Annotated in this window: 12 protein-coding genes; 6 read left to right on the top strand and 6 right to left on the bottom strand. The window is 63.4% G+C overall.

Annotation, left to right across the window (positions count from 1 at the left end):
* Positions 1 to 59 precede the first annotated feature (59 nt).
* Positions 60 to 566: a peptide deformylase gene (gene def, locus ACNQPL_RS04810; RefSeq protein WP_346612766.1), complete on the bottom strand. Its 507-nt coding sequence runs from the start codon at positions 564 to 566 to the stop codon at positions 60 to 62.
* 206 nt (positions 567 to 772) lie between these two features.
* Between def and dprA the strand changes: the two genes are divergently transcribed.
* Positions 773 to 1870: a DNA-processing protein DprA gene (dprA, locus tag ACNQPL_RS04815; RefSeq protein WP_416466115.1), complete on the top strand. Its 1098-nt coding sequence runs from the start codon at positions 773 to 775 to the stop codon at positions 1868 to 1870.
* Between the two features lie 37 nt (positions 1871 to 1907).
* A complete protein-coding gene (locus ACNQPL_RS04820; protein WP_416466116.1) occupies positions 1908 to 2465 on the top strand; it encodes an L-threonylcarbamoyladenylate synthase in 558 nt (185 codons plus the stop codon).
* A 516-nt stretch (positions 2466 to 2981) separates the two neighbouring features.
* Here ACNQPL_RS04820 and ACNQPL_RS04825 read toward each other — a convergent pair.
* A complete protein-coding gene (locus ACNQPL_RS04825; protein ID WP_416466117.1) occupies positions 2982 to 3959 on the bottom strand; it encodes an NADPH:quinone reductase in 978 nt (325 codons plus the stop codon).
* Positions 3960 to 4093: 134 nt separating this feature from the next.
* Here ACNQPL_RS04825 and hemF point away from each other — a divergent pair, with 134 nt between their 5' ends.
* Complete coding sequence (hemF, locus tag ACNQPL_RS04830) at positions 4094 to 5005, top strand: oxygen-dependent coproporphyrinogen oxidase (RefSeq protein ID WP_346612771.1); 912 nt, start codon at positions 4094 to 4096, stop codon at positions 5003 to 5005.
* A gap of 25 nt (positions 5006 to 5030) precedes the next feature.
* On the top strand, positions 5031 to 5855 hold the full coding sequence (aroE, locus tag ACNQPL_RS04835) for a shikimate dehydrogenase (RefSeq protein WP_416466118.1): 825 nt from the start codon (positions 5031 to 5033) through the stop codon (positions 5853 to 5855).
* A gap of 129 nt (positions 5856 to 5984) precedes the next feature.
* Here the strand turns inward: aroE and ACNQPL_RS04840 are convergent, their stop codons facing one another.
* Genes ACNQPL_RS04840 through betC form a run of 3 tightly spaced genes read right to left on the bottom strand, consistent with a single transcriptional unit; the run spans position 5985 to position 10029 of the window.
* Complete coding sequence (locus tag ACNQPL_RS04840) at positions 5985 to 7550, bottom strand: SulP family inorganic anion transporter (protein ID WP_416466119.1); 1566 nt, start codon at positions 7548 to 7550, stop codon at positions 5985 to 5987.
* A 19-nt stretch (positions 7551 to 7569) separates the two neighbouring features.
* Positions 7570 to 8493: a choline ABC transporter substrate-binding protein gene (gene choX / locus ACNQPL_RS04845; protein ID WP_416466120.1), complete on the bottom strand. Its 924-nt coding sequence runs from the start codon at positions 8491 to 8493 to the stop codon at positions 7570 to 7572.
* Between the two features lie 15 nt (positions 8494 to 8508).
* Positions 8509 to 10029, bottom strand: a complete 1521-nt coding sequence (gene betC / locus ACNQPL_RS04850; RefSeq protein WP_416466151.1) for a choline-sulfatase — start codon at positions 10027 to 10029, stop codon at positions 8509 to 8511.
* A gap of 106 nt (positions 10030 to 10135) precedes the next feature.
* Here betC and ACNQPL_RS04855 point away from each other — a divergent pair, with 106 nt between their 5' ends.
* On the top strand, positions 10136 to 11035 hold the full coding sequence (locus tag ACNQPL_RS04855; RefSeq protein WP_416466121.1) for a choline sulfate utilization transcriptional regulator: 900 nt from the start codon (positions 10136 to 10138) through the stop codon (positions 11033 to 11035).
* A gap of 126 nt (positions 11036 to 11161) precedes the next feature.
* Here the strand turns inward: ACNQPL_RS04855 and ACNQPL_RS04860 are convergent, their stop codons facing one another.
* A complete protein-coding gene (locus ACNQPL_RS04860; protein ID WP_346612776.1) occupies positions 11162 to 11710 on the bottom strand; it encodes an NAD(P)H-binding protein in 549 nt (182 codons plus the stop codon).
* Between the two features lie 53 nt (positions 11711 to 11763).
* Between ACNQPL_RS04860 and ACNQPL_RS04865 the strand changes: the two genes are divergently transcribed.
* Positions 11764 to 12096: a DOPA 4,5-dioxygenase family protein gene (locus ACNQPL_RS04865; protein WP_346612777.1), complete on the top strand. Its 333-nt coding sequence runs from the start codon at positions 11764 to 11766 to the stop codon at positions 12094 to 12096.
* The last annotated feature ends 15 nt before the right edge of the window (positions 12097 to 12111 follow it).

Genomic DNA, 12111 nt, shown 5'->3' on the forward strand with positions numbered 1-12111 from the left:
GAGTTCTCGCTTCAAAAAAGAAAAAGGCTTGCCGGAGCAAGCCTTCTGGAAGGTGGGGATCAGGCTTGCTGGCGGTGCTGCTTTTCCAGCTTCTTCTTGATCCGGTCGCGTTTGAGCTGCGACAGGTAGTCGACGAACAGCTTGCCGTTGAGGTGATCGAATTCGTGCTGCACGCACACGGCCAGCAGGCCTTCGGCTTCCAGTTCGTAGTGCTTGCCGTCACGGTCCTGGGCTTTGACGCGCACCCGCAGTGGGCGGTCGACGTTTTCGTAGAAGCCAGGTACCGACAGGCAGCCTTCCTGGTACTGGCCCATGTCGTGGGTCAGCTCTTCGACGGTCGGGTTGATGAAGACGCGCGGCTCGCTGCGGTCTTCGCTCAGGTCCATCACCACGACCTGCAGGTGGACATTGACCTGCGTGGCAGCCAGGCCGATGCCGGGCGCTTCGTACATGGTTTCAAACATGTCGTCGATCAGCTGGCGCAGGGCGTCGTCAAACTCCGTCACCGGTTTGGCAATGGTGCGCAGGCGCGGGTCTGGGAATTCGAGAATGTTCAAGATGGCCATAAGGTCAGGCAGTCACTGTGCGTTCGGTTGAAAACTGAGCACACATAATAAAGGGAATCGGCGATTTCGGCACCTGGCAAGCTCGTCTAGGGTGTCTATGGGCTTGATAGCGTCCACTTAATGGACAGCTTTTCAAAGTGTTACCCACAAAGTTATCCACAGGTTGTGCCACGTAAATGGCCCTGTTTCGATCAAGGACGATCACCATGCCGACCCACCATTCGTCGCTCTGCCCACCTGCCGAACTGGAGGCCCGATTACGCCTGCACCGCCTTCCCGAGACAGGCTTGCGTCGTTTTCACACCTTGCTGGAAGCCTTTGGCAGCGCCTCTTCGGCGCTCAGTGCTCCCGCCGGGGCGTGGCGTGCGCTGGGCATTGCCCAAGCCACAATCGACGCCCGCCGCAGCCCAGAAGTTCGCGATGGGGCCTTGGCTGCAATGGCCTGGCTAGAGCAGCCGGGCCAGCATTTACTGATGTGGGACAGCCCTGGCTACCCTGCGCTGCTGGCTGAAATCGACGATGCGCCGCCCCTGCTGTTCGTCGCAGGCGACCCCACGTTGCTCGACCGACCGCAGCTTGCGATCGTGGGCAGCAGGCGTGCTTCACCACCGGCAATCGACACGGCCCGCGCCTTTTCTCGTTACTTGGCCCAAGCCGGTTTCACCATCACCAGCGGGCTTGCCCTGGGCATCGACGGTGCCGCCCATCGGGCTGCTTTGCAAGCTGGAGGCGGCACCATTGGCGTGCTCGGCACGGGGTTGCAAAAACTTTATCCACAACGCCACCGGGAGCTTGCCAAGTCGATAATCGACAGCGGCAGCGCGCTGGTTTCCGAGTACCCGCTGGACGCCGGGCCGCTGCCAGGTAACTTCCCACGGCGCAACCGCATCATCAGCGGCCTGTCGCTGGGTGTGCTGGTGGTCGAGGCTAGCCTGGCCAGCGGTTCTTTGATAACAGCGCGCCTGGCTGCGGAACAGGGGCGGGAGGTTTATGCCGTCCCAGGCTCCATTCACCACCCCGGTGCCAAGGGTTGCCACCAGCTGATCCGTGACGGCGCGCTGTTGGTGGAAAGCGTGCAACAGATTCTAGAAAGCCTGCAGGGTTGGCAGAACCTGCCGCCCGCTGTGGCGGATAAACCCAACCACCCGTTGCTGGCCTTGCTGCATGCCGCACCGCAGACCAGCGAGGCGCTGGCGCTGTGCAGCGAGCAGCCTCTGGCGCAGGTATTGGCACAACTGACCGAACTGGAGCTCGAAGGCCGAGTAACGAATGAAGCTGGGCGTTGGTTTGCCCGCGTGGGCTAAGTAAACTGCGCCCATGGCTTAAATGCGGAGAATACAAATGGTGAGCAGTTGGCGTGTGCAACAAGCCGCACGTGAGATCCGGGCTGGCGCAGTGATCGCCTACCCGACGGAAGCGGTCTGGGGCCTGGGCTGCGACCCGTGGAACGAGGACGCGGTGTATCGCCTGCTGGCGCTGAAGTCACGGCCTGTGGATAAAGGGCTGATTCTGGTCGCCGACAACATCCGCCAGTTCGACTTCCTGTTCGAGGATTTCCCCGAAGACTGGATCGACCGCATGGGCAGTACCTGGCCGGGCCCGAACACCTGGCTGGTGCCGCACCAGGACCTGTTGCCCGAGTGGGTGACCGGGCAGCATGACACGGTGGCGCTGCGGGTCAGTGACCACCCGGTGGTGCGTGAACTGTGCGCGCTGGTGGGGCCGCTGATTTCCACCTCGTGCAACCCCGGCGGGCGCCCGGCGGCGAAGACCCGGTTGCGGGTTGAGCAGTACTTCCACGGCCAGCTGGACCTGGTGCTTGGCGGGGCGCTGGGGGGCCGGAAGAACCCGAGTGTGATTCGCAACCTGGCAACTGGCGAGGTTGTGCGCCCGGGCTGATACCGCTGGCGAGGGCTTCGCCCTCGATCGCCGGCAAGCCAGCTCCTACAGGTACTGCACATGGCTCGAAGCCGGTGCGGTCGGTGTAGGAGCTGGCTTGCCGGCGATTGGGCCGCAAAGCGGCCCCAAAACCCCGCAGATTTTTTTCTGATTTTGCCAAAATGGCTGTCCAGCTTGCGGCTTGGGAAATATCCTACGAGCCGGGTCCTCTGCCATCACCTTCTCAGTGGGAACCTCTGCCCTCAGGCTTAAACCGTCGCCGAATAACTTGGCGATCGGGTGTTGTAACCCGGATGTGCGAATTCTGAATGGCAGCCATGGCGGCTGTGCGCGGGAGGCTTTCGGGCCTGCCGGGTTTGGGATTCGTCCGGTTTACCACCCCGCGTGCAGCTGCCACCCGAAGCCGACGCAGTACCTGTAGGAGCGGGCTTGCCCGCGAACACCGGCAGAGCCGGTGCCATCCACCGAGGTGGCTTCTTCACGGGTAAACCCGCGCCAACACGGAACGTGTGTGGCTCACGGAGTGAGTACAGTCGACCCTACAGTACGCCGCGCCGACAGCTCCGCCTGTGCCTTGGCCGCCTCACTCAACGGATACCGCTGCTGGATATCCACAACCAGCTTGCCACTCGCAATCATCGCAAACAGGTCATCGGCCATGGCCTGGGTGTTCTCGGCATTATTCGCATAGGTCGCCAAGGTTGGCCGGGTGACGTACAGCGAGCCCTTCTGCGCCAGGATCCCCAGGTTCACCCCGCTGACCGCGCCGGACGCATTGCCAAAGCTCACCATCAACCCGCGTGGCTGCAGGCAGTCCAGCGAGGTCAGCCAGGTATCGGCGCCTACCCCGTCATACACCACCGGGCATTTTTTGCCGTCGGTCAGCTCCAGTACACGCTTGGCCACGTCTTCGTGGCTGTAGTCGATGGTCGCCCAAGCCCCCAGCGCCTTGGCCCGTTCCGCCTTCTCGGCAGAACTCACGGTGCCGATCAGCTTGGCGCCCAGCGCCTTGGCCCACTGGCAGGCCAGCGAGCCCACACCGCCGGCTGCAGCATGGAACAGAATCACATCGCCCGCCTTCACCTCATAGGTCTGCTTCAGCAGGTACTGAACGGTCAAACCCTTGAGCATCACCGCCGCAGCTTGCTCGAAGCTGATGTTGTCGGGCAGCTTGACCAGGTTGGCCTCCGGCAACGTGTGCAGCTCGCTGTAGGCACCCAGCGGGCCGCCGCCGTAGGCCACGCGGTCACCCACTTTCAGGCGGGTGACGCCCTCGCCCACCGCATCGACCACGCCGGCGCCCTCGGTGCCCAGGCCCGACGGCAGCGCGGGCGGGGCATACAGCCCGTTGCGGAAATAGGTGTCGATGAAGTTCAAGCCGATCGCATGGTTACGTACGCGCACTTGCTGCGGCCCCGGCGGTGCCGGGTCGAACTCTACAAGCTGCAGCACTTCGGGGCCGCCATGCTGGCTGAACTGGATACGCTTGGCCATCTCGCACTCCTGTTGTCGGGATCGGAAAAGGCCTTCTATCGGACGCCTTTGCTTGATCGCCGTCAACTGCGGCGCGCAGGTTTGCGGTGGTATGCTACGCGGCGAATTCTTCCCTGCCCGTTCCTGGTGACCCGATGACTAGCCGCACCGAGGCCGTGAAAGCCTACCTGCTCGACCTGCAAGACCGCATCTGTTCTGCCCTCGAAACCGAGGACGGCGGCGCCCGCTTCGTCGAGGATGCCTGGGTGCGCGAAGCCGGTGGCGGGGGCCGCACGCGAGTGATTGGCGACGGCAAGGTGATCGAAAAAGGCGGGGTCAACTTCTCCCATGTGTTCGGCTCTGGCCTGCCACCGTCGGCCAGTGCACACCGGCCCGAGCTGGCGGGCCGAGGGTTCGAGGCATTGGGCGTTTCGCTGGTGATTCACCCGCACAACCCGCACGTGCCGACGTCCCACGCCAACGTGCGCTTCTTCATTGCCGAGAAAGAAGGCGAAGAGGCGGTGTGGTGGTTCGGCGGCGGTTTCGACCTGACCCCGTACTACGGCAATGAAGAAGACTGCATTCACTGGCACCGCGTGGCCGAGCAGGCCTGTGCGCCCTTTGGCGCAGACGTATACCCCCGCTACAAAGCCTGGTGCGATCGCTATTTCCATATCAAGCACCGTGGCGAGCCACGAGGCATCGGCGGGCTGTTCTTCGATGACTTGAACGAGTGGGATTTCGATACCTGCTTCGCGTTCATTCGCGCCATCGGCGATGCTTTCGTCGACGCCTACCTGCCGATCGTCCAGCGCCGCAAGGGCATGCCTTACACCGCCGAGCAGCGCGAATTCCAGGAGTTCCGCCGCGGCCGCTACGTGGAGTTCAACCTGGTCTACGACCGGGGCACCCTGTTCGGGCTGCAGTCCGGCGGCCGCACCGAGTCCATCCTGATGTCGCTGCCACCGCAAGTGCGCTGGGGTTACGATTGGAAGGCCGTGCCCGGCAGCGAAGAAGCCCGCCTGACCGAGTACTACTTGCAGGACCGCGACTGGCTCGGCCAGTAAGCCTGTGGATAACCGAGGAGCCCCCATGGACCAGTACGTCGTGTTTGGTAACCCCATCGGCCACAGCAAGTCGCCGCTGATTCACCGGCTGTTCGCCGAACAGACCGGACAGGATCTGGAATACAGCACGCTGCTGGCGCCGCTGGACGAATTCAGCGACTGCGCCCGCGGCTTCTTCAAGCAAGGTAGCGGCGCCAACGTGACCGTGCCATTCAAGGAAGAGGCCTACCGCCTGTGCGACAGCCTCACCCCACGGGCCCAGCGCGCGGGTGCGGTTAACACCTTGAGCAAGCTGGCCGACGGCACGTTGCGGGGTGACAACACCGATGGTGCTGGCTTGGTGCGTGACCTGACGGTGAATGCCGGGGTGGTGCTGGCCGGCAAGCGCATTCTCATCCTGGGTGCCGGTGGCGCGGTGCGTGGCGTGCTGGAGCCGATCCTGGCACACGACCCGCAGTCACTGGTGATTGCCAACCGCACCCTGGAAAAGGCCGAGCAGCTGGCGCGTGAGTTCGATGAGATGGGGCCTGTCGTTGCCAGCGGTTTTGCCTGGCTGCAGGAGCCGGTGGATGTGATCATCAACGCCACGTCGGCCAGCCTGTCCGGCGAGCTGCCGCCGATTGCCGACAGCCTGGTCGAGGCTGGGCGGACCGTGTGCTACGACATGATGTATGGCAAGGAGCCCACGCCGTTCTGCCAGTGGGCCAGCAAGCTGGGCGCGGCAAAGGTGCTGGATGGGCTGGGCATGCTGGCTGAGCAGGCGGCTGAGGCGTTCTTCATCTGGCGTGGGGTGCGGCCGGATACGGCGCCGGTGTTGGCAGAGTTGCGCCGGCAGCTGGCTCGCGGGTGAGGTATTGGGGCTGCTTCGCAGCCCATCGCCGGCAAGCCAGCTCCTACACCTAGAGCGCCGGCCTCAGGCCTTGTGATACCTCTGTGGGAGCCGGCTTGCCGGCGATGGGCTGCAAAGCAGCCCCAATGCTCATTCCGCAAATTGAATTGGGCAAAGCTCCACCCCTTCCAGCTTCTGCAATTCCTCGACCACCTGCGGCCTGGCGCGCAGCAAGGTCAAACTCCCGCCCGCCCGCCGCAACCGCCGCGCTTCGCGGTGCAACATATCCACACCCGAATAATCGATGAAGTTCACCTGCCGCGCGTCGATTACCACATCCGGCCCTTGGCAGCGTTGCAGGCGCACCTGCAGGTAATGCGCTGCGCCGAAGAAGATCGACCCACCCACCCGCAGTACATCGGCCTGCCCTTCGCGGCTGTGCTGCACCCGTGGTCGTGAAGTGCGCTTTAGGTAGAAGAACAACGAAGCCAGCACGCCGGCGTAAATCGCGGTCTGCAGTTCCAGCAGCAAGGTTGCGGCGGCGGTCAGGGCCATGACCAGAAATTCTGAGCGGCTGACCCGGAACAGTGCCCGTATGGCCCGGTGGTCCACCAACCCCCAACAGATCAGCAAAATGCTGCCCGCCATGGCCGGGATCGGCAAGTGGGCGATCAAGCCCGCGCCTGCGACCGCAAACAGCGCGACCCACAGCGCCGAGAACACCCCCGCCATAGGGGAGCGGGCGCCTGCGTCGTAGCTCAGGCCCGAGCGGGTGAATGAGCCGGATGACAGGTAACCGGAGAACCAGGCGCCGACGATGTTCGACAGGCCCTGGGCGCGGATCTCCTGGTCGGCGTCGATCAGCTGTTCGGAGCGCGAAGACAGCGACCTGGCGATCGACAGGCTGGTCACCAGGCCGAGCATGCCCACGGCTACCGCCGTCGGCAGCAGCCGCAACATCAGCTCAAGGTCCAGCAACGGCAGGGGGCTCAGGGGCGGCAACTGGCCGGTGAAGGCCGGCACCCTCGGCACATGGCCAAACAACCCTGGCAGCAACCAGGCCAGCAGGCTGACCAGGATCAGGCTGATCAACAGGCTCGGCCAGCGCGGCCGCCAGAGTTTGAAGCCCACGCCGACCAGCACTGTGGCCAGGCCCAGCATCAGCGAGGGCACGTCGACCTCACCGGCGTGGCTGGCCAGGTCCTGGACGGTTTTCAAGGCCGTGGCCTGGCTCGGCAGGTCCATGCCCAGCAGGTTGGGCAACTGCCCGAGGGCGATGACGATGGCGGCACCCAGGGTGAAGCCGAGCACCACCGAATGGGAAACAAAATTGACCAGCGCACCGAACCGCAGCAGCCCGAGCACCAGCTGAAAGATGCCGGCAATGAACGTCAGCAGCAGGACCAGGGTGACGTAGTCGGCGCTGCCGGGCACCGCCAAGGGGCTGACGCTGGCGTACAGGACAATGGAGATGGCCGCAGTCGGGCCGCAGATCAGGTGCCAGGACGAGCCCCACAGGCAGGCGATAAGCACCGGAACAATGGCGGCGAACAGGCCGTATTCGGCGGGCAGGCCGGCAATCAGGGCGTAGGCGATGGATTGCGGCAAGGCCAGGATTGCACCGCTCAGGCCTACCAGCAGGTCCTGACGCAGGCTGCGGCCCGATTGGCGGGGCAGCCAGGCGAGGAAGGGCAGCAGGTGGCTCAGGCGGTGCATGGGCTGTTTTGAACTCCGATTAAAGTTTGGCTTTGACGGCCTCTTTGGCATCGCCACCGTCTTTGCTGGTGACGCCTGCCAACCAACCTTCCAACAGCTCCGGATGCGCCTTGACCCAAGCCTTGGCAGCTTGATCGAAGGTGGTCTTCTTATCCACAACCTCGGCCATGATGCTGTTCTCCATATCGAGCGAGAACTTCAGGTTGCTCAGCAGTTTCGCTGGATTCGGGCAAGCCTGTGGATATCCTTTGCGGGTCAGCGTATAGACATCACCTTTGCTGCCAAACCACTTCTCCCCGCCCGTCAGGTAGTGCATCTTCAACTTCACGTTCATCGGGTGCGGCGTCCAGCCGAGGAAGGTGATGAACTGGTTCTTCTTCACCGCCCGGTCCACCTGCGCCAGCATTGCCTGCTCACTCGATTCGACCAGCTTCCACTGGCCGAGGTCGAATTCGTTCTTGTCGATGATCTCCTTCAGCGACAGGTTGGCGGGTGCTCCAGAGCCAATCCCGTACAGTTTCTTGTCGAACTGGTCGGCGTGCTTTTGCAGGTCGGCGAAGTCCTTCACGCCGGCATTCCACACATAATCGGGGACCGCCAGGGTGAACTCGGTGCCTTCCAGGTTGCGCGCCAGCTGCTGCACGTCGCCATTGGCGATGAACTTGTCATGAAAGCCCTGCTGCGCGGGCATCCAGTTGCCGAGGAAAGCATCGACTTTGCCGTCCTTGAGGCCGCCATAGATGATCGGCACCGCCAGGCTGTCGATCTTCACCTGGTAGCCCAGGCTTTCCAGAAGCAGGCGGGCGATGGCGTTGGTAGTTGCGATGTCGCTCCAGCCGGGGTCGGCCATTTTCACGGTGCTGCATTGCGCGTCGTCGGCTTGGGCTGTGGCGGCGCCCAGGCTCAGGGCTACTGCGAACACGGCGGTGGAGAACTTCTGCATGGCGGCCTCTCTGTCTCAATCCATGGGGGCGGGCTGTGGATAACGTGCCTTGCGCTCGAGGTCGTCGAGATCGATGTGGTTACGCATGTACTGTTGGCTGGCGTCCACCAGCGGTTGGTGGTCCCAGCTTTTCAGCTTGCCGATGGCCAGTGCCTCGGCCACTAGGCGGCGGCGCCGTTGGCTGCCCAGTACCTGTTGCCGCAGGCTGGGGATATCCCAACGCTGGCGTGCTTCATCGACAAATGCCTGCAGCAGCGCCTGATGGTCCGGGCTGCTGGTGAGGTTCTCCCGCTCGTGCGGGTCGCGGCTCAAGTCATAGAGTAAACAGGGGTCGTCCTCGCTGTACACGAACTTGTACGCGCCACGGCGGATCATCATCAACGGGCCGACCGTGCCTTCGGCCATGTATTCGCCAATCACTTCGTCGTGGCCGCCCTGCCCTTGCAAGTGGCCGAGCAGCGATTTGCCATCCAGGGCCAGGCTTTTATCCACAGCCCCGCCGGCCAAGTCCACCAAGGTCGGCAGCAAGTCGCAGGTCGATACCGAGGCGCCGACTCGCCCTGCGCTAAAGCGCTGGGGCGCGTGAACCAGCAGCGGCACCCGCGCCGACATCTCGAACCAGTGCATCTTGTACCAGAGCCCGCGCTCGCCAAGCATGTCGCCGTGGTCGCCAGAAAACACGATCACGGTGTCCTCGGCCAGGTTGCATTCTTCGAGGGTTTGCAGCAGCTGGCCGATGTTGTCGTCGATATAGCTGCAGGCACCGAAGTAGGCGCGGCGGGCGTCGCGAATCTTTTCCACAGGCAAGGGCTTGTCCCACAGGTCGTAGACCTTGAGCAGGCGCTGCGAATGTGGGTCCAGCTCATGCTGGCTGAACTCGGCACGTGGCATGGGGATATCCACACCCTCGTAGCGATCCCAGTAGCGTTTCGCAATGGTGTACGGGTCATGGGGGTGGGTCATCGAGACGGTCAGGCAAAACGGCCGGCCATCGTTCTCGCGCACATGGTCATAGAGGTACTGGCGGGCCTTGAACACCACTTCGTCGTCGAAATCCAGCTGGTTGGTACGCACACAGGGGCCTGCCTGCAGGACGGACGACATGTTGTGGTACCAGCTCGGGCGCTCGTCGGGGGCATCCCAGTTCACCGCCCAGCCGTAATCGGCGGGGTAGATATCGCTGGTCAGGCGTTCTTCATAACCGTGCAACTGGTCCGGGCCGCAGAAATGCATCTTGCCCGACAAGGCCGTGCGGTAGCCGAGCCGGCGCAGGTAGTGGGCGTAGGTCGGCACGTCGGCAGGCAAGTCGGCGGCGTTGTCAAAGGCGCCGATGCGGCTGGGTAGCTGGCCGCTGACCAGGGTGAAGCGCGACGGTGCGCACAGGGGGCTGTTGCAGTAGGCCGAATCGAAAACCACCGCCTGTTCGGCCAGGCGGCTCAGGTGCGGCATCTGGATTGGCGAAGGGCCGTAGATCGGCAGCAAGGGTGCGGCCATCTGGTCGGCCATGATGAACAGGATATTCGGGCGCGTCATGATCGGCTTCCATCGTTCAAGGTTATGCGAACTGCTTGCCTACCAAGATGCGACTGTGGATAACATGGGTAAAGCCCATGGCGGGCAATGACTGGGATTAGCTGAGCTTATGTTTGACCACCTCGCCGAGTTGTCGCTCGATGCCCTGCGTGTGTTCGAGGCCGCTGCGCGCTTGCGCGGCTTCACTGCCGCAGCGCTGGAGCTGGGCACCACCCAGCCGGCGGTGAGCCAACAGGTCAAACGGCTGGAAGCCCAGCTGGGCACGCGGCTGTTCGATCGCATCTATCGCGGTATCGCGCTGACCGATGCTGGCCAGCTGTTGTTCGCGCAGGTCCATCAGGGCCTGCAGGCCATGGATGATGGCATCGCCCAAGCCAGCGGGCGCGGGCAGCGCGAGGTGCTGCAGGTGGCTACCGACTTTGCCTTTGCAGCGTTCTGGCTGATGCCGCGGCTGCAGCGTTTTCACGAGGCTTATCCACAGGTGGACGTGAGCCTGGTGACAGGTGAGCGCAGCCAGGCAATGCTGCGGCCGGATATCGATGTGGCGGTGCTGTTTGGCGATGGGCGGTTTCATCAGGGGGAAAGCCGCTGGTTGTTCGATGAAGAGGTTTTCCCGGTTTGCAGCCCTCGGTTGATTCATGGCAAACCCTTGTCAGCCGTGGCTTTGCAACGATTGCCCCTGCTTCATTTGCGCGGCGAACAGGCCAGCGGATGGTTCGACTGGGCGGGTGTGTTTCGTGGTTTTGGCGTCGCCACCCCGCCGCCGCCTGGTCAGTTGCGTTTTGATAACTACACCTTGCTGATACAGGCGGCGATTGCCGGGCAAGGGGTGGCGATCGGCTGGGGGCATCTGGTCGATGGGCTGGTCGAGCAAGGGTTGTTGTGCCGGCCGCTGGAGGGCAGTTTGCGCTCGGCGCGCGGGTATTACGTGGTGCTGCCGCCGCGCAAACGGCGCGGGGCGTTGATCAAGCGGTTCGTGGATTGGCTGGAGGCTGAGCGTAGTCAGTGATTGCGGCTGCTGTGCAGCCGATCGCCGGCAAGCCGGCTCCCACAGGTTCACCGCAGGTCGCGGGCCTGGCGCAATCCCTGTAGGAGCTGGCTTGCCGGCGATGGGCCGCAAAGCGGCCCCGGCATCTTAAACCACGAAGTTGAGGTGCTCGCCCCGGTGCAAATTCAGGTCGAGCATGTCGGCCATCCCCGCCGCCACTCTATCCAGGTCTGCCAATGCCTGCGGCGCATTGATCAAGGTCCAGTGCAATGCACTGCGCTGCAGCGAATTGACAACGCGGTCCACGCATCCGCGCTCCTCGTCGGTGTATTTACCCGGTGCATCCAGCACATCGAAATCGCCCACCAGCAACACCCGGCGTATAGTCGTGCGGGAAAGCCCGGCCACCAGCGCTTCGCTCATGCGCCCTTGCGCTGCCAGGTCACCCGGCGCCAGCGCGGACAACAGCGCAATCACCGCCGAACCACCCGCCGCGCCTTGCTCCGCCTGGTCGGCATCGCTCAACCCGCCTATCTTGAAATGCAGGCCGGGGCGCGGCGCATGGCGGTTCAGGTCGTCCACCACGGCCGTGACCTCGTGCTGGCGTGACAGCAACTCGACCATCAGGGCACTGCCCAGGCTGCTTTCAGCCCCGAACAGCACCAGTTTGAACACTGGGGTTTCGGCATTTTTCACCGCATCACTCCCTTTGCAGGTGGGTGATGGTTGGACCGCTATCAGGAGATATCGTGCAGAGGATCAAGGGTTATCACGCCCACGTTTACTACGACGCGAGCACCATCGAACAAGCGCGTGAGCTGTGCGAGGAGGCTGCAAGGCTGTTCCCCGTGACCATGGGGCGCATGCACCAGAAACCCGTCGGGCCGCACCCGGACTGGAGCTGCCAGCTGGCATTCGAGCCAGAGGTGGTGGGGGTGGTGTTGCCGTGGTTGGCGTTGTATCGCAAGGGGCTGGTGGTGTTCTTGCACCCGCTCACTGGGGATGAGTTGGCCGATCACCGGGACCATGCGATCTGGATGGGGGCGGTGCGCCCTTTGAAGTTATCGTTGTTCGGGGGATAGTGGGTGGGCCGCTTG

The organism is Pseudomonas sp. LFS044, from assembly GCF_047978245.1.
GTDB lineage: Bacteria > Pseudomonadota > Gammaproteobacteria > Pseudomonadales > Pseudomonadaceae > Aquipseudomonas.

Bases quoted from the DNA above. Each gene is read 5' to 3' on its own strand.
- ACNQPL_RS04820 (WP_416466116.1), top strand. From the start codon at position 1,908: ATGGTGAGCAGTTGGCGTGTGCAACAAGCCGCACGTGAGATCCGGGCT.
- aroE (WP_416466118.1), top strand. From the start codon at position 5,031: ATGGACCAGTACGTCGTGTTTGGTAACCCCATCGGCCACAGCAAGTCG.
- hemF (WP_346612771.1), top strand. From the start codon at position 4,094: ATGACTAGCCGCACCGAGGCCGTGAAAGCCTACCTGCTCGACCTGCAA.
- ACNQPL_RS04855 (WP_416466121.1), top strand. From the start codon at position 10,136: ATGTTTGACCACCTCGCCGAGTTGTCGCTCGATGCCCTGCGTGTGTTC.
- dprA (WP_416466115.1), top strand. From the start codon at position 773: ATGCCGACCCACCATTCGTCGCTCTGCCCACCTGCCGAACTGGAGGCC.
- ACNQPL_RS04825 (WP_416466117.1), bottom strand. From the start codon at position 3,959: ATGGCCAAGCGTATCCAGTTCAGCCAGCATGGCGGCCCCGAAGTGCTG.
- def (WP_346612766.1), bottom strand. From the start codon at position 566: ATGGCCATCTTGAACATTCTCGAATTCCCAGACCCGCGCCTGCGCACC.
- choX (WP_416466120.1), bottom strand. From the start codon at position 8,493: ATGCAGAAGTTCTCCACCGCCGTGTTCGCAGTAGCCCTGAGCCTGGGC.
- ACNQPL_RS04840 (WP_416466119.1), bottom strand. From the start codon at position 7,550: ATGCACCGCCTGAGCCACCTGCTGCCCTTCCTCGCCTGGCTGCCCCGC.